General features: G+C 40.6%; 33 protein-coding genes. 9 read left to right on the forward strand and 24 right to left on the reverse strand.

From position 1 onward, the window contains the following. The first annotated feature begins 141 nt into the window (after nt 1-141). Nucleotides 142-456, forward strand: coding sequence for a hypothetical protein (locus MmiHf6_RS04865; RefSeq protein ID WP_316558579.1), 315 nt, complete (start codon nt 142-144; stop codon nt 454-456). Between the two features lie 191 nt (nt 457-647). Here MmiHf6_RS04865 and rpsB read toward each other — a convergent pair whose 3' ends face one another. From rpsB to MmiHf6_RS04930, 13 genes are all read right to left on the reverse strand, one after another. Then, nucleotides 648-1,304: a 30S ribosomal protein S2 gene (gene rpsB, locus MmiHf6_RS04870; RefSeq protein WP_316558580.1), complete on the reverse strand. Its 657-nt coding sequence runs from the start codon at nt 1,302-1,304 to the stop codon at nt 648-650. A gap of 165 nt (nt 1,305-1,469) precedes the next feature. Beyond that, nucleotides 1,470-1,661 carry a DNA-directed RNA polymerase subunit K gene (locus MmiHf6_RS04875; protein WP_316558581.1) on the reverse strand — a complete coding sequence of 64 codons (192 nt, stop codon included), beginning with the start codon at nt 1,659-1,661 and terminating at the stop codon, nt 1,470-1,472. Between the two features lie 187 nt (nt 1,662-1,848). Continuing rightward, nucleotides 1,849-2,037: a DNA-directed RNA polymerase subunit N gene (locus MmiHf6_RS04880; protein ID WP_316558582.1), complete on the reverse strand. Its 189-nt coding sequence runs from the start codon at nt 2,035-2,037 to the stop codon at nt 1,849-1,851. Nucleotides 2,038-2,048: 11 nt separating this feature from the next. Continuing rightward, the gene (locus tag MmiHf6_RS04885) at nt 2,049-2,456 is read right to left on the reverse strand and encodes a 30S ribosomal protein S9 (RefSeq protein WP_316558583.1); all 408 of its coding nucleotides are present in this window, start codon (nt 2,454-2,456) and stop codon (nt 2,049-2,051) included. A gap of 5 nt (nt 2,457-2,461) precedes the next feature. After that, entirely contained in the window at nt 2,462-2,884 is a 423-nt protein-coding gene (locus MmiHf6_RS04890; RefSeq protein WP_316558584.1) for a 50S ribosomal protein L13, read from the reverse strand. Nucleotides 2,885-2,895: 11 nt separating this feature from the next. Next, nucleotides 2,896-3,276, reverse strand: a complete 381-nt coding sequence (locus MmiHf6_RS04895; RefSeq protein ID WP_316558585.1) for a 50S ribosomal protein L18e — start codon at nt 3,274-3,276, stop codon at nt 2,896-2,898. A gap of 368 nt (nt 3,277-3,644) precedes the next feature. Continuing rightward, entirely contained in the window at nt 3,645-4,688 is a 1,044-nt protein-coding gene (locus MmiHf6_RS04900) for a methyltransferase domain-containing protein (protein WP_316558586.1), read from the reverse strand. Between the two features lie 78 nt (nt 4,689-4,766). Continuing rightward, nucleotides 4,767-5,102 carry an ArsR/SmtB family transcription factor gene (locus tag MmiHf6_RS04905; RefSeq protein ID WP_316558587.1) on the reverse strand — a complete coding sequence of 112 codons (336 nt, stop codon included), beginning with the start codon at nt 5,100-5,102 and terminating at the stop codon, nt 4,767-4,769. Nucleotides 5,103-5,334: 232 nt separating this feature from the next. Next, nucleotides 5,335-5,601, reverse strand: a complete 267-nt coding sequence (locus tag MmiHf6_RS04910) for a hypothetical protein (protein ID WP_316558588.1) — start codon at nt 5,599-5,601, stop codon at nt 5,335-5,337. A 153-nt stretch (nt 5,602-5,754) separates the two neighbouring features. Continuing rightward, nucleotides 5,755-6,105 (reverse strand): cupin domain-containing protein, encoded by a 351-nt coding sequence (locus MmiHf6_RS04915; protein WP_316558589.1) that lies wholly within the window; start codon nt 6,103-6,105, stop codon nt 5,755-5,757. 217 nt (nt 6,106-6,322) lie between these two features. Then, a complete protein-coding gene (serA, locus tag MmiHf6_RS04920) occupies nt 6,323-7,897 on the reverse strand; it encodes a phosphoglycerate dehydrogenase (protein ID WP_316558590.1) in 1,575 nt (524 codons plus the stop codon). A 278-nt stretch (nt 7,898-8,175) separates the two neighbouring features. Further along, nucleotides 8,176-9,885, reverse strand: a complete 1,710-nt coding sequence (locus tag MmiHf6_RS04925; RefSeq protein ID WP_316558591.1) for a glutamate--tRNA ligase — start codon at nt 9,883-9,885, stop codon at nt 8,176-8,178. A 153-nt stretch (nt 9,886-10,038) separates the two neighbouring features. After that, nucleotides 10,039-10,344 carry a hypothetical protein gene (locus MmiHf6_RS04930; RefSeq protein WP_316558592.1) on the reverse strand — a complete coding sequence of 102 codons (306 nt, stop codon included), beginning with the start codon at nt 10,342-10,344 and terminating at the stop codon, nt 10,039-10,041. Between the two features lie 384 nt (nt 10,345-10,728). Here MmiHf6_RS04930 and MmiHf6_RS04935 point away from each other — a divergent pair, with 384 nt between their 5' ends. After that, on the forward strand, nt 10,729-11,115 hold the full coding sequence (locus MmiHf6_RS04935; RefSeq protein ID WP_316558593.1) for a hypothetical protein: 387 nt from the start codon (nt 10,729-10,731) through the stop codon (nt 11,113-11,115). Nucleotides 11,116-11,128: 13 nt separating this feature from the next. On the opposite strand, the gene MmiHf6_RS04940 is transcribed toward MmiHf6_RS04935, so the two are convergent. Both MmiHf6_RS04940 and MmiHf6_RS04945 read right to left on the reverse strand, forming a co-directional pair. After that, on the reverse strand, nt 11,129-11,902 hold the full coding sequence (locus MmiHf6_RS04940; protein ID WP_316558594.1) for a fumarylacetoacetate hydrolase family protein: 774 nt from the start codon (nt 11,900-11,902) through the stop codon (nt 11,129-11,131). An 89-nt stretch (nt 11,903-11,991) separates the two neighbouring features. Next, nucleotides 11,992-13,110, reverse strand: coding sequence for an ORC1-type DNA replication protein (locus MmiHf6_RS04945; RefSeq protein ID WP_316558595.1), 1,119 nt, complete (start codon nt 13,108-13,110; stop codon nt 11,992-11,994). 720 nt (nt 13,111-13,830) lie between these two features. Between MmiHf6_RS04945 and MmiHf6_RS04950 the strand changes: the two genes are divergently transcribed. Next, nucleotides 13,831-14,130 (forward strand): hypothetical protein, encoded by a 300-nt coding sequence (locus tag MmiHf6_RS04950; protein ID WP_316558596.1) that lies wholly within the window; start codon nt 13,831-13,833, stop codon nt 14,128-14,130. A gap of 521 nt (nt 14,131-14,651) precedes the next feature. Here MmiHf6_RS04950 and MmiHf6_RS04955 read toward each other — a convergent pair. Together MmiHf6_RS04955 and serB are read right to left on the reverse strand one after the other, a co-directional pair. Beyond that, complete coding sequence (locus tag MmiHf6_RS04955) at nt 14,652-15,506, reverse strand: coiled-coil protein (protein ID WP_316558597.1); 855 nt, start codon at nt 15,504-15,506, stop codon at nt 14,652-14,654. Nucleotides 15,507-15,634: 128 nt separating this feature from the next. After that, entirely contained in the window at nt 15,635-16,324 is a 690-nt protein-coding gene (gene serB / locus MmiHf6_RS04960; RefSeq protein ID WP_316558598.1) for a phosphoserine phosphatase SerB, read from the reverse strand. A 567-nt stretch (nt 16,325-16,891) separates the two neighbouring features. Here serB and MmiHf6_RS04965 point away from each other — a divergent pair. The 5 genes from MmiHf6_RS04965 (at nt 16,892) to MmiHf6_RS04985 (ending at nt 20,017) form a co-directional block, all read left to right on the forward strand. Next, entirely contained in the window at nt 16,892-17,296 is a 405-nt protein-coding gene (locus tag MmiHf6_RS04965; protein ID WP_420891315.1) for a M57 family metalloprotease, read from the forward strand. A gap of 41 nt (nt 17,297-17,337) precedes the next feature. Continuing rightward, nucleotides 17,338-17,997, forward strand: coding sequence for a hypothetical protein (locus tag MmiHf6_RS04970; protein WP_316558600.1), 660 nt, complete (start codon nt 17,338-17,340; stop codon nt 17,995-17,997). Nucleotides 17,998-18,056: 59 nt separating this feature from the next. Beyond that, nucleotides 18,057-18,653, forward strand: a complete 597-nt coding sequence (locus tag MmiHf6_RS04975) for a hypothetical protein (RefSeq protein ID WP_316558601.1) — start codon at nt 18,057-18,059, stop codon at nt 18,651-18,653. Nucleotides 18,654-18,689: 36 nt separating this feature from the next. Then, nucleotides 18,690-19,307: a dTMP kinase gene (gene tmk / locus MmiHf6_RS04980; protein WP_316558602.1), complete on the forward strand. Its 618-nt coding sequence runs from the start codon at nt 18,690-18,692 to the stop codon at nt 19,305-19,307. A gap of 431 nt (nt 19,308-19,738) precedes the next feature. Beyond that, nucleotides 19,739-20,017: a hypothetical protein gene (locus MmiHf6_RS04985; protein ID WP_316558603.1), complete on the forward strand. Its 279-nt coding sequence runs from the start codon at nt 19,739-19,741 to the stop codon at nt 20,015-20,017. Between the two features lie 42 nt (nt 20,018-20,059). Here MmiHf6_RS04985 and MmiHf6_RS04990 read toward each other — a convergent pair whose 3' ends face one another. The 7 genes from MmiHf6_RS04990 to MmiHf6_RS05020 form a co-directional block, all read right to left on the reverse strand. After that, on the reverse strand, nt 20,060-20,395 hold the full coding sequence (locus MmiHf6_RS04990) for a DUF3784 domain-containing protein (protein ID WP_316558604.1): 336 nt from the start codon (nt 20,393-20,395) through the stop codon (nt 20,060-20,062). Between the two features lie 191 nt (nt 20,396-20,586). Continuing rightward, entirely contained in the window at nt 20,587-20,853 is a 267-nt protein-coding gene (locus tag MmiHf6_RS04995; RefSeq protein WP_420891324.1) for a hypothetical protein, read from the reverse strand. A gap of 38 nt (nt 20,854-20,891) precedes the next feature. Further along, entirely contained in the window at nt 20,892-21,956 is a 1,065-nt protein-coding gene (locus MmiHf6_RS05000) for a PDDEXK family nuclease (RefSeq protein ID WP_316558606.1), read from the reverse strand. After that, entirely contained in the window at nt 21,946-22,725 is a 780-nt protein-coding gene (locus MmiHf6_RS05005; protein WP_316558607.1) for a DNA-methyltransferase, read from the reverse strand. Before MmiHf6_RS05005 ends, MmiHf6_RS05000 begins: the two co-directional genes overlap by 11 nt. A gap of 61 nt (nt 22,726-22,786) precedes the next feature. Beyond that, entirely contained in the window at nt 22,787-24,055 is a 1,269-nt protein-coding gene (locus MmiHf6_RS05010) for a radical SAM/SPASM domain-containing protein (RefSeq protein WP_316558608.1), read from the reverse strand. A gap of 219 nt (nt 24,056-24,274) precedes the next feature. After that, on the reverse strand, nt 24,275-24,883 hold the full coding sequence (locus tag MmiHf6_RS05015; RefSeq protein ID WP_316558609.1) for a translation initiation factor IF-2 subunit beta: 609 nt from the start codon (nt 24,881-24,883) through the stop codon (nt 24,275-24,277). A 262-nt stretch (nt 24,884-25,145) separates the two neighbouring features. After that, nucleotides 25,146-25,511 (reverse strand): hypothetical protein, encoded by a 366-nt coding sequence (locus MmiHf6_RS05020; protein WP_316558610.1) that lies wholly within the window; start codon nt 25,509-25,511, stop codon nt 25,146-25,148. A gap of 314 nt (nt 25,512-25,825) precedes the next feature. On the opposite strand from MmiHf6_RS05020, the gene MmiHf6_RS05025 reads away from it, so the two are divergent. Next, nucleotides 25,826-25,954: a hypothetical protein gene (locus tag MmiHf6_RS05025; protein WP_316558611.1), complete on the forward strand. Its 129-nt coding sequence runs from the start codon at nt 25,826-25,828 to the stop codon at nt 25,952-25,954. The last annotated feature ends 13 nt before the right edge of the window (nt 25,955-25,967 follow it).

Consider the following 25,967-nt stretch of genomic DNA (forward strand, 5'->3'; position numbering starts at 1 on the left):
GAAACCCAAACATCCAATTTTCAAAAACTGTTGAACCTGAACGCCCGATAAAACCCTAAATAACTGTTTTAGATTTGGAGAAAAGAAGGCGTTCCGTTTTTGAAAATTTAGATAAAAACGATGTTTCCGTTGAATTTAAAAATGAATGAAAAGAAAAACCTTCTGCTTTTCAGATGCGAGCTGACCCGGCTGGGCCTGCTCGTCTGCAACTGTCTTTTAATGTTGCCACTGCGAGTCAGGCTTGTGTTGCCGCTTGCGTCTGCTTATATTTATCGAAATCCGTTGGCATTAAATTTTGTTCGCTTCGCCTCACAAAATTTCATCAGGCAGCGGGGGGAGGCGTTTGTTTGCAGCAGGAGGGAGGTTTCTGTTGCCGTTGCTATCTTCGGGTTTGCGTTTCCGGCAGCAGCACGCCGCCGTCACGCGCGAACCGCGCAAATTTTCAAAAATAATTAAAAAATGTACCGCAATTTTTCAAAAAATTAAAAACGCACCACGAATTTACAAAAATTCAAAAAAAACAACAACAACAACTTCTTCGAATACTTGAAAAATCAAAAATGAATAAAAGAGAACAAGAAAAATCTTGTTCTGAAAGAATTAATTTAAAATTAAAAAAGGAAAAGTTGGATTCAACTTCACTCAACTTACAACGGAACTTCGAAATCCGTGAGTTCGTAGTTGAAAGGTGTGCCGTTGGACTTGCAGAGTTCTCTTGCCAAAAGCCAGTAAACGAGTGAAAGCGCCTTTCTTCCTTTGTTGTTTGTCGGGATGACAAGGTCAACATTCTTGGTCAAGTTGTTGGAGTCGGCAAGCGCGATAACGGGAATACCGACATCAAATGCCTCTTTAATGACCTGAGCATCGCCGGCAGGGTCAGTGACAATAACGATTTCGGGTTCGAAATAGCTGTCCATCTGCGGGTTTGTGAGCATGCCCGGAATAAAACGACCGAGTGCGGAGCGGCAGCCTGTTGCTTTTGCGAACATTTTTGCAGGGAACTGGCCGTACTGTCTGGAAGAGACGACCAAAACGCGGGAAATGTCGTATTTGGCAAGCAAGCCTGATGCTGCGATAATTCTTTCATCTGTGGACTGAATGTCAAGGACATAAAGACCGTCTGTTCTGACGCGGTAAACGAAGCGCATCATGTCTTTTGTTTTCTGCTGTGTACCGATGTGGACACCGGCAGCCAAATATTCGTCGATTGAGACGAGGTAATTCTGTTCGTTTTCGTTTGTGTTTGCTGCAGTTTCTGTTTCTTCAACTGCGGGTTGTTCTTGAATTTGTTCTTGGTTTTCCATTTAATTTCACCTTAAAATTGAATAAAAATTGATTTCCTTAATTTTTTAAGATTTATTTTAAGCTTAATTTAATGCTTATTTTTCCTTAATTCGATGAGTAATGATTGTAAATTCACGATTTCTTCGAATCTTTCCGACCCGAATTCGTGACTGAAATCCGCCAATTTATCTTTTGACGGTAATCGGAACGACGCCTCTTTCAAACTCTTCAAGAGCGATGTAGAGCGGATCAACGCCCGATTTTTCATAATCCTGAATTAAGACGGGGGCACCCATTGAAATTTGAAGGGCGCGGGCACCGACAATTCTGGCTCTTTCGAACCGTGTATATTCTTGTACTTGGAGTTTCATACCCATTTCACCCGGGAACTTCATCCGTCGCTGTTTTCAACGTGTTTGATTTAAATTTTCAATTGATTTTTTCAATGGACATCATTGATTTCAACTGATTTTTCAATTGGTTTCAATATGATTTCAATTGAAAACGAAAACAGAGGAGAAGAATCTGCCTCTGTCGTTTCATCAATTGCAATTGATTCTTTTCTTACTGGTACGGAGCAATCACGTCAACCATTTCGATATGACTCAAAAGCATTCTTCTGCAGCAGTATCTTGAATAGCCGAGATCATTTAAGATCTCGCCTTTATCTTCGCCTGCTTCAACGCGTGCTTTAAATTCTTCATATCCGGAAGCAATGACTTTCCCGCATGAAAAACAACGGACCGGTATCATTTTTTATCACTTTATCTGTATGATTTCTGGTATCTTGCTCTGGCACCCGGACCGCCGAAGTATTTCGGTTCTTTCTGTCTGGAGTCGCTGACAAGCAAGCTTCTGTCAAATTCTGCAAATGCATCGCGGACAGCTGTGTCGTTGGTGAATTCAACGATGCCTTTTGCGATTGCCGTGCGTGCTGCGTTTGCCTGGCCGACAAATCCGCCGCCTTCAACGGTGACGATGATGTCAAGCTTTGAAATAACCGCATCACCTGCGATGTTCACAGGTTCGGAAACTTTTTGGTTCACGAGCCAGTTTCCGTAAACCGGAAGCGGGATTTTGTTAATTCTGACAATGCCGGTTCCGCTTTTCACGGTTGCTCTTGCAACGGCTGTTTTGTGTTTGCCTGAAGTGTTTACAATTTTTTCTGCCATTTCAATCACTCCACCTTAGCGCCGAGGTTCTTGCCGATTTCGCCGAGCTTCACATATTTTGCTGTGCCGAGGCGGGTCATACTTGCGGCGTCGATTGTTTCGGCCTTTGCGCTTTTCAGTTCTGCCGGCACACCGACGTAGACCTTGAGGTTTGCCATGGCTTTGCGGCCGCTCAATCTCTTGTACGGGAGCATGCCGCGAACTGTTCTTTTCAAGATTCTTTCCGGTCTCTTCGGGAAGTAGGGACCGTATTCGGGTCTTCCTCTCTCGACAGAGTGGCGGTAGTCTGCAAAAATTGCATATTTGTTTCCGGAAACAACCGCGTTTTCGGCGTTGATAATATCAATTTTTTCACCGGCAAGGAGGCGCTTGGCGACAATGCTTGCCAGACGTCCCATAATTAATCCGTTTGCGTCAATAACTGTCATGTCTTTGCACCTCACTGGAAAATTCTGATGCCGGAACCGGTCGGGTTCTCTTCGATGATGTCTTCGATACGGACACATGTGCCGCCTGCTGCGGTGATTTTGTCAAATGCACCAACGCTGAAGTTCAATGCTGCAACGGTCACGGGGAACGTAATGTCACCGGCGCCGAGGACTTTTCCCGGAACCAAAAGGACATCGTTTTCCTTGGCGTGTCTGTTGATTTGACTCAAGTTGACATCGGCATAGTTTCTGGACGGGTTTTCCAATTTCTTGGCAATTGCTGACCAGATCGGTGCATCATTTTCTGTATTGGCGCTTTTCAGCGTCAAAATAAGGTTAATCATTCTCGGATTTGTCTTTCGAGAGAGCTTTACAAGTGTTCTTTTACCCATTATTTTCCTCCGCAAGATTTTTTGAAAAAATCCTACTCACGCAGTTTGCTTGAAAAATAAAAAGCAGGTTGCGTTCGAAAATAAAGTACCCTGAAATGAATATCAAAAAAGATATCTTACAAAATCAGATATACGCTATTTTCCTATAGGTGAACGCTTAGAAAGGAGTAATGACATATAAAGGTTTCTTAAATCGGGACATGGCGTTTTAATGTAAGAGTAGCCCTTGATTCATGTTTCAAAAAAGAAATATGATTTATTTTTGATAAAATCGTTAAATGAATTGTTCATGAAATTTGTGTCACCGGTGGTGACACAATCTCATCACTTTTACAATATTTCATAAAAATGTTTCTTTAGAACAATTATCAACAACATGACCCTGGTTTTATTTTCGCTTCGCTGCTGTCAGGTGTACAGCCGTCAAATTTTCCGAAATGTACAGAACGATCACCGACTACTTTGAAAGCTTTGCTGTAACGCGTGTCAGAAAGCATCGAAGCTGTATTTCCACACACAAGCATCGGCTTATTTGTGAAGAAGCGATGATGATCATCAAGATCGAAGAAATGCGGATGATCTGCAATGCTGCCGTCATACCAAGCGACTTGCCCATAATCTTCACAAATATCTTCCAAGTCATTGAGTTTGAAAGCTCTCACTGTTCGCGATGAAAACGATGCAAAACCGAGTTTTTTCAAAACAGCCTCATTTGTTAACTCAATGCTGCGTACGTTTGTATAACGAAAATCCGACCATCCTGTTTTTTCCATAAGTCTGCGGAAATCTTCCGTATATAAAGCGCCGCTCAAACATTCCCCTCGCAAAACAGGATCGGTTGTCAATTCTTCCGGAATTCGCCGATCTGCAAAAATATCTGAAAAGAATAATTCACCGCCGGGTTTTAAGACGCGGTATATTTCTTTAAAGACTTGCTCTTTGGCAGGAGACAGATTGATAACGCAATTGGAAATAACAACATCTACGCTGTTGTCCGCGATACCGAGGGATTTCAAATCCTCAATATATCCCTGTTTGAATGTGGCATTTGAAGTTTGGAAGCCGAAGCGGTTGCATTGCTCCTCTTGATATTTAACAGCAGTTTCGATTTGTTCCGCTGTCATATCAACGCCAATTGCGTGACCGGACTGCCCGACTAACTTAGATGCAATATACACATCTCGTCCGGTTCCGCAGCCCAAATCAAGAACAATCTTACCCTCAAGTAAAGGCGGCAGAGGGGATCCGCATCCGTAGAATCGTTCGTGTATTTCATCAGCAATCAAAGGTAAAATCGTTCTGATTTCTTCCGGAGGTTTTTCACTGCAACAGCAAGCAGTTGTTTTAAGATCGTTTTTGCTTTGCAATTCTTTTCCGTAATATTCCTTAACTTGCTCAATTATTTTGTCCATTATAAATTTCACCTTGTATTTTATCTAAATTATTGAATTTTTATTGAATTGAATTAAAATGATTTAAAAAAAATTAAATTAAAGTTGGTTCTCCCGGTTACAACACTCTTCATTGCTTTTATCGGCTTCATCAATCGTTACCACAGTCAATTTTTTTAATAAATTTGAGGCATTCAAACTTCCTGTCGGACAAATGGAATAATAAGTCCATTTCCCTTCTTTTCGTGAGGTAACAACCTCGCTTTCAATGAGAATTTTCATATGATACGACAGCGTTGATTGTTCAACACTTACTTTCTCCAAAAGAACACAAGCACATTTTTCGCCGCTTTGCAGAAGCGATAAAACTTTCAGCCGTGTTTCATCGCAGAACGCTTTGAAAACTTGAGCATTTTCCAAATATTCATTTTCCATACAGCTCACATCTAAAACATTCGATATGACAATTAAAGAATAAGATTACATTTAAATTTTTCGATATGATGTTTGAAAAAATAAAAACGCCTGTAATTACAGTTTCGATTGTTCATTTTTCAGACATATATTCTTTCAAACGATTTCTCAACTCTTTACCGCTGTCAGCCAATTTAGATTCATCTTCTAAAACATAAACTTTCCAAAGCAATTCAAATTGAGTTTCGAGTGACTAAACCGATTCTTTCAGATCTTTCCCGAATGAAAACAAATTAAAAAGCTCGTTTTCAAGAATATAAAGATCATTCTCAAAATCAAGTTCCAATTCAAGAGGACTGTTCAAAACCAAAAATGATTCCGAATCAAATTCGTTCAATTGACAAAATGTCAATTCTTTGAGAATAGGGTTCCCGATTTCGGCAATTAACCGAATATCCGTATCAGACAAATCGGAAATAAAAGAAAAAGCTGTATTATTTTTTGAGAACTCCGAAGACATAATGAATCACCGGATATTTTTTGTAAAATTACTTGATATTGTCAAATTTATCAAATTTGTTAAACGTAAAATATCAGAATCAATTCATCCATATAAAACAATTTAAAATTTTGAAGAAAGATAGAATTCAAAAAAATAAAATTCATTCTTAAATCATAATTTTAAAATCTCGGGAAACGAAACCGTCAGCATCATTTTAAATCGCTCTTCGGCGTAAACCGCGTGCGGAATTTGTGCAGGCATGACAATCGCATCGCCCTTATGAAGAATATAATCCTTATCGGCAATCGTAATTTTTCCGACGCCGTCAAGCGCAAACACCATGGCGTCTCCGCGCGAATCATGAGAACTGATTTCTTCGCCTTTATCAAAAGCAAATAAAGTTAAAGAGAGGCGGCTGTTTTGAGCCAACGTTTTGCTGACAATTTGACCTTCCTGATACGTGACTTGTTCCGCCAGCGGCAAAACTGTGCTGTGTTCTATATTTTTGATGTATTCGCTCATAATTTGACACCTCATATTTGTTTGATTTAAAAATCGAATATCTTAACTTCTTAAAAGTGTCTGCTCTATTTATAGAAATGTAAATTTAAAAATCATTTTTGAAAAAAAGAGAATAATCTTAAAAAAGTGAATAATTCATGCGAAAAACAGATTCACACGAAATTGATACAACAGATAAAATTACTGTAAAAAATTACTGTAAAAAATTGCGGCAAAATTAAATCGCCACAATTTTTGCGCTCAAAACACCGTCAACCGTTGTCAATTTTTTCAGCACGTCTTCGGGAACGTCGCTGTCAACACTGATGACCATAATTGTGGGTTCGCCGACACTGACGTGTCCGACCTGCATGCCGGAAATGTTGATGCCGTTTTCACCGAGAATCTGGCAGCACGGACCGATCACATTGGGCTGGTTGACATGGTCGGCAAAAATCATGTGCGCGGACGGGTAAACATCGACGCGGTTTTTGTCGATCTGAATGATTTTAATATCGTTGCCGACAGCGGTTCCGTAAACGCTGACGGATTTGCCGCCGCCTGAAACCGTGATCGTAAAGACGGACGCGTATTCATCGGATGTCTCGGACTTCTTTTCGCTCACTTCAACGCCGCGCGACTTAGCGAGACCGGGCGCGTTCACATAGTTGACGCCGGAGCCGACCGCAACTGCAAGCGCGCCTTTGAGCGCTGCAAGCGTCACCGTTCTGACATCTTTGGTTGAAATTTCGCCGTTGTAAGCGAGTTCGATTTTGTTGTAGCTGCCGCCGATCAGCGTTGCCGCGATTTTGCCGGAAACTTCCGCCAATTTCACATACGGAGAAATGACTTCCATCACTTCGGGGCGGACAGCAGGAATGTTGACTGCGCTTCTTGCGCCTTCCCCGTTTAAAACATTGATGATTTCGTGAGCGATGTCGATTGCGACATTCACTTGAGCTTCGACGGTGGACGCGCCGAGGTGGGGCGTCACGATAATTTTGTCGGACTTCAGAAGTCTTGAGCCGAACGGCGGTTCTTCAACGAACACGTCAAGCGCAGCGCCTGCGATTTTTCCGGATTCGATCGCATCAGCCAAATCATCTTCATTAATGATGCCGCCGCGGGCGCAGTTAACGATGCGCGCCGTCGGTTTCATGACATTGAACATATCGGCGTTGACGATGTTTCTGGTTTCCTTCGTGAGCGGTGTGTGAACGGTAATGAAATCCGCGTTTCTGCAAATGTCTTCAACCGTTGTCAGCGTGATGCCCATAGATTTGGCGCGCTCTTCGGAAACGAACGGGTCGTACCCGAGAACAGTCATATTAAAAGATTGGAAACGCTTGGCAACTTCTGCGCCGATACGGCCGAGACCGATGACACCGAGCACTTTTTTGTTAAATTCGACGCCCATAAACTTGTTGCGTTCCCACTTTTCGGATTTGAGAGAGGCGCAAGCCTGCGGAATGTTTCTTGCAACCGCCATCATCATCGCGCAAGTGTGCTCGGCAGCGGAAAGCGTGTTGCCGTCGGGCGTGTTGGACACGATAATGCCTTTTTTGGTTGCAGCGTCCGTGTCAACATTGTCAACACCGACACCGGCGCGGCCGATGATTTTTAATTTGTCCGCCGCTTCGATCACGCGCGCGGTCACCTGCGTTCCGCTGCGGATAACAAGCGCGTCAACGCCTTTGATTTTCTCGACAAGCTGATCTTCGGACAAACCGGTATCAACAACAACATCAAAACCACTTTCTTTCAAAATGTTTAAACCCTCTTCCGAGAGCGAATCACTGACTAAAATTTTCATTTTAAAACTCCATGAATAAATAAAAAATAATTGAGATTAATTAAAATTATGAATTATGAAATTAATTGAATAATTGAAATTTGAAAGTATTGAAATAAATTGAGTATTTGAATAATAATTATTAAAATAAATTGAATTTTGAATAATAAATAATTGAAATAAATTGAATTTTGAATAATAAATAATTGAAATAAATTAAAGAATTGAAATCAACCTTGAATTAATTTCAACTCGTATATCATTTTTGCTTTTTCTTTTGATTCGATTTTTTGATTTGATTATTTGTGCGCGAAATAAGCGACGACATTTTCGCCGTCAACCGAATCGATGCGGCAGAAACCGAAACGTTCGAACTGAACGACTTTGTCAAGCTCGTCTGCGATATTACGCTCGCCGATGCCGGCGAAGTTGCCGTCGGGACCGAGAACAGTCACTTTCAAACCGTCAACAGGCGCCCAGTGAATGATTTTCATCTTTTCCGCTTTGGCCGTGTCCATCGAATTATCGATGTATTTTGCAGAAAGCGGCGACAATGACGTAATTTCAACATTGCCCAAGTCTTTTAAGCGCGTTTTGGAGCCGACCGCTAAATTGGAAGCGTCTTCTGATGTGATAACGACAACATTTCCGGTTTCAATTTTGCGCATTTCCGGCTGATTCGGATACAGCGGCGCTTCAGCGATTCCGCCGTCGTAGCCATCGATTTTGATTTCAACGGGGTCGGCAACGAAAAACATTCTGTGCGCGATCGGATCAACGACTTTTCGGTTTTCGGCGTACAAATTATTCATGCTGACGCTGACATCGGTTTCACCGACACCCATTTCAATCATGAATTTTTTGAGCGCTTCGGGCTGAATGCCGCGGCGGCGAATCGCTTGAACGGTCGGAAGACGCGGGTCGTCCCAGCCGGTGTAAATGCCTGCTTCGATGTCGCGGCGGATTCCGCTTGTACTGAGTTTTCCGAATTCTTCGATTTTGACGCGTCCCCAGTGAAGCGTGATCGGGTACGTCCAGCCGAGATAATCGTAAATGTATTTCTGGCGTTTTCCGCTGTCCTGCAAATCTTTGCCGCGGATGATGTGCGTTGTTTCAAGCAGATGATCTTCGATAGCGCCTTCGAAATCCAAAAGCGGCCAAACGATGTATTTGTTTCCGATTTCGGGTCTCGGATGATCTTTCTTTAAAATTCTGAAAGCTCCCCAGTCACGAAGTGCGGGGTCTTTGTGAGAAATATCTGTTTTGATACGAAGAACAGCCTCGCGCTCTTCATAATCGCCGGCCAGCATTTTCTTCCAATAAGCCATATTGTCTTCGGGCGGCGTGTCGCGGTGCGGACAGGCTTGCTTTTTATCTTTTAAGCTTTTGAAAGTCTCGCCGTCGCAGAAACAAACGTAAGCGTGATCTTTTTCGATCAATTCTTCGGCGATTTCGTAATATTTATCGAACCGGTCGGATGCTTTGACAATTTGGTCGGGAACAACGCCGAGCCACTTGAAATCATCGACATACCAATCGTAAGCCTCAAGCATCGGGCGTTTTTGATCGGGATCGGTGTCGTCAAAACGCAAAATAAATTTGCCGTCATACATTTTGACGTATTCGGAATTGACGATCATGCCGCGGGAACTTCCAATCGTAGGCGGACCGTTCGGGTTCGGAGCAAAGCGCATGACGACTTTTCCTTTTTCGGCGTTCGGGAGTGCTTTAAGTCCTTTTTCCGGCTCTTTTTTGACGGAAATTTCTTCAAGCAATTCGGGCGCGATTTCGCTTAATTTTTGCTGCCATTCTTCAGGCGTTGTTTTGCTTAAATTTCCTGAAATTTCCTTGATAGCTTCCGTCACTTCGGGAACGCGTGTCCGAAGATGCGGAAGAATGCCCATAATTTTTCCGAGAACAGCCTTCTCCTGCGGAATCGCTTCGTATTTGACAGCGTTTTGCAGCGTGTATTTTTCAATCGTCAGTAAATCTTCGGGGTCGAGTGCCATAATTTTCCCTTACAATAGAGTGATGTAATTTTTCAATAAATTTAATAAATTCAATAAATGAGTCAAAAGAAATAATAAAACGGATGAAAGAACAGAATTTCATTTTCAGATATTTAAAAGTGCTCATATGAGAAATATATGAGAAAAACAGACTCAGCGAACGATTTCATTCCCGTGCTGTTCAATCACGTCTAATAATTCCTTGAGTTCGCGGAAATTTTCGTTTGCCGTTGTCAGAAATTCTTCCACGCCGTCGCCCGCGATTGCTCCCTGGGGAGAAGCTTTAATGAGATTGTTTTGTTCCAAAATGCGAAGCGAATACCGGACTTTGTGCGCCTGCATTCCTGTCATTTCCGACAATTTCAAAATGCCGACCGGTCCGTTTTCAATGACAATTTTAAGCACTTGCGTGTGCCGGTCAATTAATTCCAATTCATTGCGGGCCTGATCGAATAACATAGAAAAACATCCTTTTGATAATTCTAATAGTATCACTGTTTAAAATACTCTTCCATTCACTTGTTTATCTTCCAGTTTCATTTTTCATTTTCGTTTTCATTTTGCGCCGCCTCGCGCGAGCTGCTCCATTTTTTATAATATTTTCAAACATGTCCTCGTTTTTTATTTTATTTTTAGGATGAAACCCAAACATCCAATTTTCAAAATCGGTGAACCTGAACGCCCGATAAAAAACCTGAATCTTAAAATAATTTTATTGAAAAAAAGGCGTTCCGTTTTTGAAAATTTGAATGAAAGATGATGTTTCAATTGATTTTTGGATTGGATTAATTTCGAAAACCGACCCCGCAAGTTGGGTTTCTGAGCGTAGCGAAGAAACGAGACTTGGCGGATTCTTCCCATACGAAACAAAAATTCAAAAACTGTTTCTTTTTATTGTTTCGGTTTGGCTCCTGCAAAGTGTTTTCTTGCAACTGTCTTTTATGGTTGCTGCTTGCGTGGCGGTTTGCATTTCCGCTTGCATCTGCTCTTTTTTTAGTAATCTGTTGGCATTCGCGAACGTGCTGCCGCTACCTTCAGGTTTCTGTTACCGCCGCTACCTTCAGGTTTCTGTTGCCGCTGCTACCTTCAGGTTTCTGTTGCCGCGCTGCCGACAGGTTTGCGTCCGGCAGCAGCTGTCGCTGCCGCGCGCGAACCACTCCGCTTTTCGACATAAATTTCAACCGACTACGCTTTTCAAAAAAAATAACGAAAATGACTCATCGATTTTAGAAAAAATGAAAAATCAAGCAGAAACAACTGTATTTCTCAAAATTCCGATCCCTTCAATTTCCACTTCAACAACATCGCCGACCAAAAGTTCGCCGACCCCGGGCGGCGTTCCTGTCGCGATAACATCTCCGATTTCGAGCGTCATCACCGAAGAAATGAATGAAATCAATTCCGGAATCCCAAAAATGAATTCGCTCGTTGACGAACTTTGACGAACCTCTTCATTCTCATTTCGAATGACGCGGCACTGAACAAAAAGATTTCCGGGCGATAAATTCTGCTGCGAAAGCTCTTCCGGCGTCACAATAAACGGACCGAACGGCGCAAATGTGTCAAAACTTTTGGCGCGCGTCCATTGCCCGTCGGCGCGCTGCAAATCGCGAGCGGTGACATCATTAAAACAAGTATAGCCGAGAATGTAATCAAACGCGTCGGCGGCAGAAATATTTCTACATTGTTTGCCGATGACGATTGCAAGTTCCGCTTCGTAATCGACTTGATCACTCATTTGAGGATAATTAATCAAACCCTCGTGAGCCAACGCGGCAGACGGCGGTTTCAAAAAAAGAATCGGATTTTTTGGAAGCTCCATATTCAATTCTTTGGCGTGGTCGGCATAATTCAAGCCGACGCAAACGATTTTTGTCGGCCGCGTCGGCGGCAGAATCAAAAGCGAAGACAGCGGATACTCATCTTCAAGATGAAGAAAAGACGGATCGGGATAAACAATGTCGTCAAAAACTTCTCCCGAAAAAACAATGTCATTATATTGAAAACGACCGAACATAAAATTCACGCGCCTTGATTTACAAAAAATATTTCAAAAACAATTTCAAAAACAATTTCAAGAGATTACTTTAAAAGATTACCTTGAGATCACTTCAAAAGCTCGTCCAATTCTTCTTTTTTGAATCCCGAACGAATCATTCGCGTTCGTCCTTTCGATCCTTTTCCCGAAAAATCAGCCGTCAGATAACCCGCGGAAATCATTTTATTGACAATTTCATAGAAACGCGTGTAACCGATTCCGGTATGGTCGCGGAATTTTTCATACAAATCGCCCGCCGAAATTTCGCCGGCTTCGGATGCCTGAATCGCCAAATATTTTTCGTGATCGGTCAAAACCGAAAACATTCTGGAAAGATAAAGAGAACGGGAAGCCGCATACGCTTTGTTGACGTCTTCGACATCGATTTTGCGCGACGAACGTTTTTCCGCGTTCAATCCGGAGCGTTTCATCAAATCGATTCCGACACGAAGATCGCCGTTTTCGGCGACATAATCCGTCATCGATTCGCGAACAGAATCGGAAACGACGCCCGGGAAAAAGCCGCGCTGAATTCTGTCGGCCAAAATGTCATCGATTTCCGACCACTCGTAACGCGGAAATTCAACTTCTTCGGGAAGAAAAACGGATGCGACGCGCTTGTCAAGACCGTAGATCACTTCGGGATCGTTAACGATTGCCATGACACCGATTTTGGATCCGGGATACTGTTCGTGCGCGCGGAGAAGCGAATACATCACTTCGTCGGCGTGGCCTTCGTAAAAAAGATAATTGATGTCGTCCAAAACAACAATGAGCACCTTATCGGTGTCGATCAGTTTTTTGGCGAGTTTGTCAAAAATGCGGTTAAAAGAAACACCGGATGCCGGCGGCGCAATGTTGAGAACGCTTTTGTAAATGCGTGAAATAACGGCAAAACGCGTGGAGTCGATTTGGCAATTGACTTTGACCGTGATGACTTTGTCGGTATATTCTTTCAATTCGTCAAAAATTTTCAAAGCGGCGCTTGTCTTTCCCGTCCCCGGCGGGCCGTAAAGAAGACAGTTGAGAGGCCGACCGCCGCGAACGGCGGGTTTGAGCGCGTAGCGAATCGAATTGAGCTGATTATCGCGGTGCGGGAAATAGTCCGGCAGATAATCCAATTCAAAAATATCGGATTCGCGAAAAAGAGTTTCATCCCACATCAGCATATCTTTTTCAGTCGTCAATGTATTTACTCCGCCGGTTTTTAACAAAAATTGAAAAATATTTTTAAGATTGATTGATAAAATTCAAATGATCAAATGAATAAAAGGACTACTGCGGGACATTATATAACCGTTTTCAAAAGAATCAGTTTCAAATTTTTGATTTTCAAATCAAAATTTTTATTTTTTTCATTTAGATTTTCAATCTTTGATTCTTATTTTCAGTTTCAGTTTTCAATTTTCGATTATAATTCTTATTTTCAGTTTTCAGTTTTCAATTTAATTCTTATTTTCAGTTTCAGTTTTCAATTTAATTCTTATTTTCAATTATTTTGTTTAGAATCAAAAACAAACATCCCTTTTCGTGAAATCATTAAACCCGAACGCCCGATAAAATCCTAAATAAATGTTTTAGATTTGGAAAAAAGACGGCGTTCCGTTTTTGAATAATTTTGATAAAGACGATGTTTCAATCGATTTTTGATTGAATAATATTTCAAAAACCGCCCCCGCAAGTTGAGTTTCCGAGCGAAGCGAGGAAACGAGACTTGGCGGATTCTTCCCATACGAAACAAAAAAAACAAAACCGTTTTTTCATTGTTTTTTGTTCCGGCTGAGCCTGCCGGCCTGCGACTGTCTTTTAATGTTGCCGCTGCGGGGCGGTTTCTGTTGCTGCTGCCGGAACGGTTTACGTTGTCGCTGCCGTAGCTGTTTGAGTTACTGCTACCGGAACTGTTTGCGTTGCCACTGCGGGGCGGTTTGAGTTGCTGCTGCCGAGACGGTTTGCGTTACCGCTTGCATCTGCTCTTTTTTGAGAAATCCGTTCGCATTCGCGAACGTGCCGCCGCCAATCAGGTTTCCGTTTCCGCCGCCAATCAGGTTTCCGTTTCCGCCGCCAATCAGGTTTCTGTTCCCGCTGCCAATCAGGTTTCCGTTTCCGCCGCCAATCAGGTTTCCGTTTCCGCCGCCAATCAGGTTTTTGTTGCCGCTGCCAATCAGGTTTCCGTTCCCGTTTCCGCTCTGACCAAGCCGCTGCTCTGACCGAGCTGCCGCTCCGGCCGAGCCGCCGCGCGCGAGTCGCCTCATTTTTAAAAACACAAAGAAAAATTAAGGAACGGTTTTTAACAAAAAAGAAAATGGAGCCAACAATTTTAACAAAAAACAAAATGGAGCCAACAATTTTAACAAAAACAAAACAGTACCGGCGTTTTTATGAATTATGAAAATAGAAACAAAATCAATCAAAATGAATTGAAATCAATCAAAATGAATTGAAATTAATCAAAATAAATCGAAAATCAACAGCTTTCGCTCGTTATAAAAAACAAGCAGATTGAAATCTTAAAAAAAGGGAATTATGAAAAGAAGGAAGAGGAAAAACCCCAACTCCTCCTTTTCAGGGGACCGATTTTTTAAAGCCGCCGGAAGAAAAACAGAAAAAATCCAAGTCTTCCTTTGGCTGAATTCAATATTTTTGTATTTAATTTATATTTAAATTGTAATCAACTGACACAATTACTGATTCTGATCATTGCTGATTTGCGGATGCAAATGTGTTGAAATCAGTATTTGGAGCGCTGGAGAGCCATGAGGTCTTCCATCGTCAATTTGCCGCCGTCTTTGAACTTTTCGAAGATGTCCTGTGCATCCTTTTCCTGTTCTTCTTTGTCGACTTTGACTTTTGCGTCTTTGTCTTTCTTCTTCGCCTTTCCGTTCTCTTTGTCGATGTCACGGATTTCTTTTTGGGCTTCGATGAAGACTTTGTGCTGCTCATCTGCAGCTTCCTGCGCGCGGATGAAATTCTTGTGGGCAACATCGGATTCTGCGCGAATCTTGTCCGCTTCCTTAAATGTTGCAATCATCTGCTCGTGGAATTCCTGTGCCTGAGACGCATAAACCGCCAATTGCGCGTGGTATTCAGAAGCTTCGTCACGGATGACCTGCGCTTCGTCCAAAACAGCTTTCAAGTCGCTGTTTTCTTCCAACTGCTTTTTCTTTTCGGAATATTCGAGTTCAAGCTCTTTGATTTTTGTGACGAGTTCCTTCTCTTTCTTCGGATTCATCACGGAAGTCTGCTGCTTGAATTCAAGTTCATCGATCTGCTTGCGGATTTCTTTAATAGACGGACCGGCAAGACCGCCTTCCTTTCTGAGTTCGTCCGCTTTTGCAAAAAGATCGTTGGCTTTTGCGTTTGTTTCATCGCGCAAGGTCTTGTATTTGCTGACGTTGACATTCACTTCGTCACGCTTCACTTTTAAGTCCTGAGCGACTGTGATTAATTCTTTTGTCTTGTTGTTTAATTCATTTCTTTCGGCAGCAAACTTGCTTGCCTCGGCATTCAACTGATTTCTCTTTTCTTTTGCCTCTTCAGAGATGTCTTTCAATTCTGCTTTTCTGATTTGCAGTTCATTCGTCATATTTTGGTCCCCCTTCCCGAAAAAACGATTTCGGGCCGGTTACTGTACGTAAGCCAAGCGGCTTAAATTATGAGAATCCGAAAATCGGATATCATAAACGGAAATGATTGCGGAATTGTCCGCTGTGTTTAAGATTTCGGCGTTGCCGCCACGGATTCCAAAATGGGAATCACGCCGCGCAGATCCTTATCGGATACAACCGTGCAGGCCTGTTCACAAACGCGCGGTTTTGCGTTAAACGCAATCGAGTAGCCTGCTTTTTTAAACATGCATATGTCATTGGCACCGTCGCCGACAACCAAACATTCCTCATACGGAATGCCTGTTTTTTGAATCAGTTCGTCTAAAACGTCTGCCTTGGCGTTGGTGACCATGAGAGGTCCCGTTGCTTCGCCTGTCAGAATGCCGTCTTTGACAATCAATTCATTTGAATAAGCGTAATCTAAATTTAATTCCTTTTTCACCCAATCGGCTGCCAAACTGAAACCGCATGTGATCATCGCAGTTTTGCCGCCTTTATCGTGAATATATTGTATGAGTTCGACTGCGCCCGGCATCAATTGAATTTGATCGGCTTGCGCAAGCGCTTTTTCATACGAAAGTCCTTTTAAATAGCTGACACGCATTTGAAAAGATTCGGTGTAATCCATTTCGCCGTTCATTGCGGCTTCTGTGATTTTTGAAACTTCCTCGGCGGTTCCGGCCGCTTTTGCGAGTTCGTCTATGACTTCTGCGTCAATAAGAGTGCTGTCCATATCGAACACAAAGAGTTTAAACGAGTTGTTTGCCGGATTTTTGCTGTAATGAGAAAAGTTCACAGAATCATAACCTGTCTGCTTTATGAAATATTATTGCCGTCAAAACAGAAAATATTTCCGCTGTATCGCAGCGGATTATTTCGTCCTGTTCGGACACTGTGTCGCCGCTTTTTGAAATTACAAAAACCGATTTTATATAATTGACACATTGAATCGCAATGGTCTCATGAATGAAAGGCATTGCTTTTAAATCTTGTGGATAAAAACAACAAACTGTGCAAAAAACGCTAAAGAAAGAAACACACGGAAATAAATATTCACCAACTTGCAATAATTATACATCAGAATAATTAAATATAAATCAGATAAAAATATAACAAAGTAAATATATAAATGATGTTAATTAACTAGAGATGCCACTATATTTACACAAACATAAATAAAAAAATTATAATTAAGTGGCAATTTAAGATAGGAAGTGAAAAAATTAAAAAAATATTCGTTCTTTTAGCAGTACTCTTTCTTATTTCAATGAGTATAGGAAACGCAGCCGCGTATAATGTAACAAACTCGAATGGAAAAACAGAAACATGGAGCGTAAAACCAATCCCTGTAGATTCAAGAACAATGGATACAAGTTGGAGAAGTGCATCTAATTTATCAATTGATACATGGAATGCAGCAGGAGGCAACATTTCAATAGCTAAACAAAACTCAAACACCTCAAATACAGTAAATATCAGTATTGGAAAATATATATTGCCAAATGAGAATTGGGCTGGTCAGGAAAAACGCACAAGTGGTGTGACATTACCCAATGGAAATATTGAGAAAAGGGGCTCAGAGATAAAGTTGAATGTAAAACCAACATTAAATTGGTCAACAAGCAGCACCCAAAATACATCTGCCATTGATGTTCGTAGTGTTGTTCTCCATGAATTAGGACATTCATTAGGAATGGGACATTCCGATAATCAAAGTGCAGTAATGCAAGGAACTGTAACAGCAAATAAGCGCACCTTGACTAGATGATATTAAAGGTTTAAAGGAATTATATCCATGAGGAATAACTTATGAAAATAGAAATAAAATTATTGTTTGTTTTGGGAATTTTGGTCATGGGAGTATCCCTATGTAGTGCATTATTACCAACATCTATGAATGAAAAAGAGCAGAATTCAATTGAACATACCAATATAATTGAACTTACATCGCCACCCCTTCCTATATATTCATCTTATGAAGATATGAATAAATATAGTGATTTAATTGTTTTAGGAACAGTAACCAAGATTTCCGACCCAAAATGGAGTACAGTCAGCGGAAAACAACCGGTGGGAATTACAATTAAAGAAGTAATGGAAAAAGATGGAAAGTACTTGTACTATACATTTGACTACAAAGAAAATGAAACAATTTATACAGACATTACCTTTTTGGTAAATGAATGCTACAAAGGAGAATTAACATCAAAAGAGATTACGATTCGTTCATTTGGAGGAACGATTGGAGAATTCAGAATGAATGATTTTGACTATTTGAATCCTGAAGACTTTAAAGAAGGAGAAGAAATTCTTTTGTATTTGACAGAAGACCGTATGGGAATAACAAAAGATATTGGACCGGAACATTATATATTTTTATCACCAACAGGCAAATTATATGCAAAAGGTGATTTATTGATAAATGTACTCGGAGAAAAATATACAGCGGCCGAGCTATTGAAAAAATAAGCAGATGTGTGCAGATATGGTTTAACCATATTTGCATTTTATTTTTAGGTTTGATTAGAATGGTGAATATAAAAACAATATTATTAGGATTAATAATTATTACGATACTAACAACGGGTTGCATCAACTCGGATGATGTAAATTTTGAAAAACCTTCGAATTTGGAAACCATCGTTTTCCAAAAAGATTTTACAAAAATTCCGAGCGGTGAAAATATCAGTTATCTTGGAACTGGAAGGAACATAACATATGCACCCTATAATCAATATGGATTAGAATTATCAGATGTGATATTTTACGGAACAGTGAAAGAAATTCAACCTTCATTTTGGACAACAGCCGATAAGCGGGAACCGAATTTGACGTATTTTGTAAACAATGAAGGAAGAAAAAATGCAGGATCAGACGGTGAAGAAATATACACAGACATTGTTTTTACAGTTAATGAAATTGTAAAAGGAAATAGTTCGAAAGAAATGACAGTTCGTTTTTTCAGCGGGCAGGTAAATGATGTTGTTTACTCCAACGCATCGTGGCCAAGTCCTTGGGACGTTGAAATTGGAGACCAATACTTATTATATCTAACAAAACAAACGGATTATTACGAATTAACTGCAGTCAATGGAATAGAACCTGTAATTAAAGAAAAAGAGTAAACAGTCTTTTATTGAAAAAGAGTGAATTAGCAAGACATGACTGGAAAACTCATCACTTTTGAAGGAATTGACGGATCGGGGAAAAGCACGATGCTTGCCCGCCTTCAAAAACGAAATGAATCCGAACCTCTTTGGGATAACGGCACCGTTTTCACGCGCGAGCCGACCAAGGAAACGCTCACGGGAGATGCCGTTTATGCGGCAATCGAGAACAATGTCGATCCTTTGGCAGAACTGTTTCTTTTCTTAGCGGATCACGCCGCTCATTTGGCAGAAACCATCCGCCTTGCGCTCAATGCCGGAAAACTTGTCATTTCTGACCGCTATTCCGACAGCCGCTCTGCTTACCAAGGCGCAACGCTGAACAAAACGGTTCCCGACGCTTTTAATTTTGTCCGCCGCCTTCATGAGCCGTGGACGATTAAACCGGACCTGACTTTCTATTTTGAAATTCGTCCGGAAGTTTCGTGTGAAAGATGCAAAGACCGCGGCGCCCAAACCAAATTTGAGCGCGTTGATTTCCTGAAAGAAGTGACGACAAATTTCAAGAAATTGGCAGAAGATGAGCCGGAACGATTCGTGATCATTGACGCAGAAAAGCCGCAGGAAGAGAATGAAAAGATAATTCTTGAGAAAATCAGAAATTTGATTTAATTCATTTTTTCATTTTTCATTATTTTTCGTTTTTTAATTCTGTTTTTGTTTGTTTGTAAATGTGCTGCGCCTCGCGCGAGCTGCTCCATTTTTTATAAATTTTCAAAACTTGTCACTCGTTTTTGTTTTATTTCAGGATGAAACCCAAACATCCAATTTTAAGAAAGCATTGAACCAGAACGCCCGATAAAGCCCTAATCTTAAATTATTAGATTTTGGAAAATAGACGGCGTTCCGTTTTTGATTAAATTGGTGAAAGGCGATGTTTCAATTTATTTTTAAATTTAATCGAAATGTTAAAAGCCGCCCCCGCAAGTTGAGTTTCCGAGCGAAGCGAGGAGACGAGACTTGGCGGATTCTTTCCATACGAAACAAAAAACAAAGAGCCGTTTCTTTTTGTTAGTTCTGTTCGGCCCTTGCAAAGTGTTTTCTTGCAACTGTCTTTTACTGTTGCGGCTCCTGCTGAGCCTGCCGGTCTGCAACTGTCTTTTATGGTTGCCGCTTTCGGGGAGGTCTCTGTTTCCGCCTGCATCTGCTCATTTATAATAGTAATCCGTTCGCAATCGCAAACAGTGCCGCTGCTGCCTGCTGTTACAGTTGCCGCTGCCAATCCGGTTTGCGTTGCTGCTTCGGAAAGCTGCCGCCGCCGCGCGCGAGCCGCTCTGCTTTTCAGAGAGAAGAAAACTGCCCCACGCTTTTTGAAAAAATGAAAAAAATAGAAAACGAAAAGTGAAAAGTGAAAAACAAACCGTTTAATACGATTTATCTTTAATTTTTTGGTTAGAATTCATATAATAAATCCAAACGATTGTAAAAACTAAAATACAAATAAGACCGACAAGCGCCCACATATTGTTCTCCAAAATCATGCCTGAGAAAAGCGTAAATCCCATCAAAACCGCAAGAACGACCAAAAAAATTCCCATCGCGCGTGTCAATTCTTTTAAATTGTATTTTTCCTGCTCCTCTTTCGGAAGTGTATTGTATCCCGAAATTAAAAACGCGCCGCGACCGCTGAAAAAATAAACGGCTAACAAAAGCATCAAAGCCGGAATGATAAAAATAAGATAAGAAATCTCAAAAGCCATATGAATCCCCCAATTAAAAATTCAAATCAAATATGAATAAAAACAAAACGAATAAAACAAAATGAATTGAAATCAAAATGAATTAAAATCAAAATGAATTAAATAAATGAATTAAATCGAAATTGAAATCAAATAAATGAATCGAAATTTCGGAATAATCCGAAAAATCAAATTATTATTTTAATCCATTCTTATTCGTCGCTTTTGTTGTCGAAATTGTCCAAATCGTTTTCGTCAGCGAATTTGATGAGCGCTTCGCCCAAAACGCGTGTGTGTTTGGGGCTTAAGTTAAAGCGGGATCTCTTTTTGCCGGCGCGCTCTTTTGAAATTTCAACATATTCTTTGTCAAAGCGCTCGCTTCTCTCCAAAGAAATCGCCATGTACCAGCCGCCGCCCATCTTAATTTCAGAATATGCGGTCGGTGTGTCATCGTCGAGATCAGCGGTGACTTCTTCCATATTGTCTTTTTTTGCCATTTTCGAATCATTTCCTTAAATTATAATCCTTGTTCATTTCGAATATCATTTATAAGTTGACTAAGTGGACGGACATATTCTTTCATCCCTTTATGGATAGAAGCAGATTTATATCTCTCGCTTGTATCTGCCAAATAAAATATTTGGCGCTGTTGCCCTAACATAGTAAGTTTTTCATCACTTAAATCCTTGTCATAAGTTGTAATATGCCAAATTTCTTTAATTTGGTATCTTGAAAGAGCATTGCTGTCTGCACTTGAGACCTGCTTCCAACGTTCACGAAGAGTACGTTTACAACTAATTCCAATGGACCAGCCATCTCTGCATTTAAACCATTTATCAACTTCAATATCTGTTTGAAAATGATCTGGTTTAGGATGAGATGAAAATTTATAATAGTCAAAAAGAAAAGTAATGACATCTTCTAAACTTGTCCCAGCTCGTCCTTTTCGTTTCTGTCCGAGCCTTCGTTCAAACTCTTGTACGAAAGTAGTCAATAATATTTTTTCCTCAATTTCATTTCTTTCAAAAGGGATTGAACTTAAATTTGAGCATAAATTTAAAAATTCCAGCACAACATATTCCCTTTCCACACTCAAGCACCCTTTAACACCAAGTTCATCCCATAAACTGATAACTTGATCTACACTTTTTTCGCCCCGTGAATCCAAAATTTCTTTTGCTTTCACACAACAAAATTTTTTATCATCTGAAGGAACAAAAGCCATTGCAGTATTTATTGGAAGCAGAATATGTTTAATAGAAGTCATAAAAATAACAATATCTTCCCATGATTGAAGTTCAACATCTAAATAATCGCAGAAATTTTCAACTAGATTAGAAACTTTTGTGCCTTGGCGATATGAAGAGATAATCGTTTCAAGAACTTGTTTTTTTCCGATTTCGTACTTTTCAAGATTAGATAAATTTTCGGAATCTAAAGAGTTGTATATTTTAATTAATTCATTCATCAATTTATCATTTTTCCCAATTGCACCATATTGATCACTATTAATTAAAGCTCGTGCAAACCAATAAACATTTTTCCAAGGAGTGTCATCAATTATTTGATAGTTATCTTCCATTCCAATTATCTCCATTAATCCTTTTAAGTGCCATTTCACAATATACAGGTGAATTATCAATACAAACAAAATTACGGTTGTTATTCATTGCCGCTATTGCTGTTGTTCCACTTCCTGCAAAAGGGTCTAATATAGTTTGGGCATTCGTTGACGAAATAATACGTTCAATTAACTCAAGTGGAAAAGGAGCAGGGTGAGGATTGTTCATTTCTTGCATAATATCCCAAACATCACCGTATTTATTTGCCCCTTTTTCTAATTTAAAATGAGATTTGGTGAGCATATAAATTACTTCAAATGTTGGCAAAAAATAGCCAGAATTAAAATTAATACCCCCTTTTCTCCTCCAAATAATAATTTGTCTAACTGGCAAATTTTTAACAATTTCTTGTCTGTCTTGTAATAAACCTCCTTGAACACGCCATTTATGGTTATAAAATACTGCACCGTCATCTTTTATCAATCGTAACATTTGCCTAAGACATTTTCTTTGCCATTTGCAATATTCATCGTAAGGCATATCATCAGAATGTTGTTGGTACCCATTCTGTAATGCTGCGGATTCCCATTTTCCGCCTCGACCATCTTTCATCCCGTTCCCTGTTGAATTCTTTAAATTGTAAGGGGGCGATGTAACTATCAAGTCAAAAGATCTGGAAGGGAGACGTTTCATGACATCTAAAGAGTCACCTAAAACGACATTATTTTTAACTTTTTCTAAATTTTTTTCTTTTTTATTTAATGAGTCTGCTAAAAGTATTTTTGGCATTTAGTTCTCCCCAATATAACAAAAATTTCTAAAACATATCCTCACTTGAAGATACATAAGATTATTCTTTCGGTGATCTGAAATCCCAATCATTTGCGTCCCGAACTTTTTGAAGATAAATCGGATCGTAAAGAACATGCGTTTCCCGTTTCTCACGAAGTGCCGGCTCTTTTCTCATCTTTTTCCAAGCCGTTTTCATCGGCGTGTCGTTGATGTTGCCGTAAGAAAGCGGAATATACGGATCGGGCTGCATATCGCCTTCTGTTGTTACATGAAGCCAGCGTCTGCCGGCCATTGCGCCGAACATTTCGCCTTCAAAAATCGTATTTGAAAAAATACGCGGCGTTCCGTCGTCAACCGCATTGACTTTTTTGTAAAAATCGTTAATAACTTTGCGCTCGGCATCATTCATACGGCTTTCGCCTTCAAGCGTCGGAACCGATTCCCATATGGAAAATTCGTGAACACCGAGTTCGCTTGCAAGTTTCCATAAACCCTCCATTTCACCGACTTTTGCGCCGTCCAAATGCGTTGCCATCGTCACCAATAAACCGGCTTCCAATCCGAATTGAATCGCAGCAACCGCTTTATCGTAAGCGCCCGGAATCCCGCGCTTCAAATCATGAACGCCAGGATCGGTTGAATAAATGCTGACAAGAAGCGTCTGAAGTCCGGCTTCTTTGAGCTGCTTCGCTTTTTCCAAATCAAAATCAAGCCCCCATGTATAAGCCATGACAACCGCTTTTGATTTGTCAACGTAACGAACATAATCAACAATATTTTCATTCAAAAGCGGATCGCCTTCCGTAAACGTAATGACGACAGCGCCCATTTCCAGCGCTTCATCAATCGCTTTATAAATCAAATCGGCAGGCGGGTCAATCGAATTGTACGGATTCTCAAAATCAATATTATCGGAATTAGAATTTCCGGAAACAAGATTATCGGAAACATTATTTCCTGAACCGGACGGATGAAACGTTTTGGAATATTGTTTGGCATACCTTTCGGCATTGGCATTAAATTTGCGCGTCACTTCAATCGAAACCGTTTCGGGAACATATTTTCCGAACCCGATGCCGACCTCATCTTTGACGAGACGGTTAAAAGCGGGACTTGGAATCGGCGGAAGCCAGGCGGACGGATAAACGGCTGATTCGGTCACAAGAGCTGGTTTTTCGGCTTCCAGATGTTTATTGGCAATTGATAAAAAAGGTCGGGCGGCGAATTTGAGAATGCCGCCGGCAGTCAATTCGATTTTGCCGTCATCTGCTCGGATTGCGCTGACGGAAAGACCGGGCATACTGAAAACATTGACAGGCTGCTGCATTTCATGACATCCGTTTATTATTTTTGGAAATATTCATAAAAATTACAAAAAATACTAAAAATAAAAACAGGTAAAAAATGAAGCCGTTTACAATAAACGGCATTCAATCATTTTTTTTAATTTAATTTTAAATTAATTTTTTAATTAAATTTTTAAACTAATTTTTAAATTGAATTTTTAAACTCGATTTTTAAACTAAATTTATCAAATCAGATTCAATTAAGCTTTTTCGGCAAAAGCCAAATATCCTGAAATTTTCTTGATTTTCACATTCAAAGTCTGGCCTTTGGCGGCGCCCGGAACGAAAATCGTAAATTTATCGAACTTGGCAATACCGTCGCCTTTGGAACCGACGGCTTCGATATGGATTTCATAAGTGTTGCCTTCTTCAAGCGTCATTACGACTTTGCTTGTCGTCGTTTGTCTCTTTTTAACGGGGCGGTGGGCACCGCAAGCAGCGCACTGCAAGATCAAAACACGCTCGCGCTTTCCGAGCGTCGTGTCGGGGCGGTTGCATTCGGAACACATAACATATTCGTCGACATAATTCTGAATGTTTGCGTCCATTTGGTCTCTTGAAAATCTGCCCTGAAAAACAGCGCGACCGCCTTCAATTTTCCCGGCGGTACCGAGTTCGCGCGTGAGATATTTCATCACGTGATCGGGGTCGCGGCGCAAAACGCCGACAATGTTTGAGAAGTTGTCCAAGACGGTTGTTTTTCCTTCCGAGAAGAGTTTGGCTTCGGGAACAGTGAAACGTTCGTCCGTCGTTTCTTCTTCGGGAAGCTGTTCAATCGCCCGATTTAAAAGTTTTTCATAATCGTCCATAATTTAATCCCTCTTGTTTTTGATAATTTAAAAGATGAAAAATGATAATCATTGAAATAATGAAATGATTGATGTAAATGATATTAATGAGTATTGAAAAAGTACCGTATTAATATGTTTGTCTTTGAAGTCAGAGATATTATAAAAGGTTTTACAACAGACAAAACTCGAAATGATTTAAAAAATAAGGTTCTCTTTCTGAAAATGAAATAAATCGAAGGTGTTTCTTTTCATTTTTATTTTAAAAAACAAACGCAAGTTTTCATAATTTTTTTATTAAAAAACCGAATTGCAAATTTTCAAAAGATTTGAAAAGTCTGTGCAGCTCGCGCGGCGGCGGCAGCTGCTGCCGTAACAGAAACCTGTAGGTAGCAGCAGTAACTGTAACGGCAGGTAGCAGCAGTAACTGTAACGGCAGGTAGCGGCGGAAACAGAAACCTGCAGGTAGCAGCGGTACGTTCGCGAATGCGAACGGATTAAGATAAAAATAGCAGATGCACGCAGAAACAGAGACCGCCTCGGCAGCAGCAACGCAAACCGCCCCCGCAACGGCAATATTAAAAGACAGTTGCAGATTTGCAGTCTTGGCCGGAACAGGCAGCAGTAAAATACAGTTGCAAGAAAGCACTTTGCAAGGGCCGAACAGAACTAACAAAAAGAAACGGCTCATAGTTTTTTTTGTTTCGTTTGGAAAGAATCCGCCAAGTCTCGTTTCCTCCGCTTCGCTTCGGAAACTCAACTTGCGGGGGCGGTTTTTGAAATTTCATTTATTTATTTTCATTGAAACATCGTTTTTATCAAAATATTCAAAAACGGAACGCCGTTTATTTTCCAAAATCTAAACATTTAAATCAGGGTTTTATCGGGCGTTCGGGTTCACCGATTTTGAAAATTGGATGTTTGGGGGTCATCCTGAAAATAAAAAAAAACGAAGGAACAAGTTTGAAAATCAAAAGAAAAACGGAGCAACTCGCGCGCGACGGCGACAGCAATGCAAACCGCAGCAATGAACGAATTGAAGAAAATAAAAAAAGAAAAAGCAAACCCGAAAAAACGGATTTGAAAAAATAAATTTAAATTTTAA

Origin of the sequence: Methanimicrococcus hongohii, from assembly GCF_032594095.1 — an archaeon.
Classification (GTDB): domain Archaea; phylum Halobacteriota; class Methanosarcinia; order Methanosarcinales; family Methanosarcinaceae; genus Methanimicrococcus; species Methanimicrococcus hongohii.

Excerpts from the sequence above, each read along its gene's own strand:
- MmiHf6_RS04865 (WP_316558579.1), top strand. The coding sequence starts at position 142 with ATGAATGAAAAGAAAAACCTTCTGCTTTTCAGATGCGAGCTGACCCGG.
- rpsB (WP_316558580.1), bottom strand. The coding sequence starts at position 1,304 with ATGGAAAACCAAGAACAAATTCAAGAACAACCCGCAGTTGAAGAAACA.
- MmiHf6_RS04875 (WP_316558581.1), bottom strand. The coding sequence starts at position 1,661 with ATGGGTATGAAACTCCAAGTACAAGAATATACACGGTTCGAAAGAGCC.
- MmiHf6_RS04880 (WP_316558582.1), bottom strand. The coding sequence starts at position 2,037 with ATGATACCGGTCCGTTGTTTTTCATGCGGGAAAGTCATTGCTTCCGGA.
- MmiHf6_RS04885 (WP_316558583.1), bottom strand. The coding sequence starts at position 2,456 with ATGGCAGAAAAAATTGTAAACACTTCAGGCAAACACAAAACAGCCGTT.
- MmiHf6_RS04890 (WP_316558584.1), bottom strand. The coding sequence starts at position 2,884 with ATGACAGTTATTGACGCAAACGGATTAATTATGGGACGTCTGGCAAGC.
- MmiHf6_RS04895 (WP_316558585.1), bottom strand. The coding sequence starts at position 3,276 with ATGGGTAAAAGAACACTTGTAAAGCTCTCTCGAAAGACAAATCCGAGA.
- MmiHf6_RS04900 (WP_316558586.1), bottom strand. The coding sequence starts at position 4,688 with ATGGACAAAATAATTGAGCAAGTTAAGGAATATTACGGAAAAGAATTG.
- MmiHf6_RS04905 (WP_316558587.1), bottom strand. The coding sequence starts at position 5,102 with ATGGAAAATGAATATTTGGAAAATGCTCAAGTTTTCAAAGCGTTCTGC.
- MmiHf6_RS04910 (WP_316558588.1), bottom strand. The coding sequence starts at position 5,601 with ATGTCTTCGGAGTTCTCAAAAAATAATACAGCTTTTTCTTTTATTTCC.
- MmiHf6_RS04915 (WP_316558589.1), bottom strand. The coding sequence starts at position 6,105 with ATGAGCGAATACATCAAAAATATAGAACACAGCACAGTTTTGCCGCTG.
- serA (WP_316558590.1), bottom strand. The coding sequence starts at position 7,897 with ATGAAAATTTTAGTCAGTGATTCGCTCTCGGAAGAGGGTTTAAACATT.
- MmiHf6_RS04925 (WP_316558591.1), bottom strand. The coding sequence starts at position 9,885 with ATGGCACTCGACCCCGAAGATTTACTGACGATTGAAAAATACACGCTG.
- MmiHf6_RS04930 (WP_316558592.1), bottom strand. The coding sequence starts at position 10,344 with ATGTTATTCGATCAGGCCCGCAATGAATTGGAATTAATTGACCGGCAC.
- MmiHf6_RS04940 (WP_316558594.1), bottom strand. The coding sequence starts at position 11,902 with ATGTTCGGTCGTTTTCAATATAATGACATTGTTTTTTCGGGAGAAGTT.
- MmiHf6_RS04955 (WP_316558597.1), bottom strand. The coding sequence starts at position 15,506 with ATGACGAATGAACTGCAAATCAGAAAAGCAGAATTGAAAGACATCTCT.
- MmiHf6_RS04965 (WP_420891315.1), top strand. The coding sequence starts at position 16,892 with ATGGATACAAGTTGGAGAAGTGCATCTAATTTATCAATTGATACATGG.
- MmiHf6_RS04970 (WP_316558600.1), top strand. The coding sequence starts at position 17,338 with ATGAAAATAGAAATAAAATTATTGTTTGTTTTGGGAATTTTGGTCATG.
- MmiHf6_RS04975 (WP_316558601.1), top strand. The coding sequence starts at position 18,057 with ATGGTGAATATAAAAACAATATTATTAGGATTAATAATTATTACGATA.
- tmk (WP_316558602.1), top strand. The coding sequence starts at position 18,690 with ATGACTGGAAAACTCATCACTTTTGAAGGAATTGACGGATCGGGGAAA.
- MmiHf6_RS04990 (WP_316558604.1), bottom strand. The coding sequence starts at position 20,395 with ATGGCTTTTGAGATTTCTTATCTTATTTTTATCATTCCGGCTTTGATG.
- MmiHf6_RS04995 (WP_420891324.1), bottom strand. The coding sequence starts at position 20,853 with ATGGAAGAAGTCACCGCTGATCTCGACGATGACACACCGACCGCATAT.
- MmiHf6_RS05000 (WP_316558606.1), bottom strand. The coding sequence starts at position 21,956 with ATGGAAGATAACTATCAAATAATTGATGACACTCCTTGGAAAAATGTT.
- MmiHf6_RS05005 (WP_316558607.1), bottom strand. The coding sequence starts at position 22,725 with ATGCCAAAAATACTTTTAGCAGACTCATTAAATAAAAAAGAAAAAAAT.
- MmiHf6_RS05010 (WP_316558608.1), bottom strand. The coding sequence starts at position 24,055 with ATGCAGCAGCCTGTCAATGTTTTCAGTATGCCCGGTCTTTCCGTCAGC.
- MmiHf6_RS05015 (WP_316558609.1), bottom strand. The coding sequence starts at position 24,883 with ATGGACGATTATGAAAAACTTTTAAATCGGGCGATTGAACAGCTTCCC.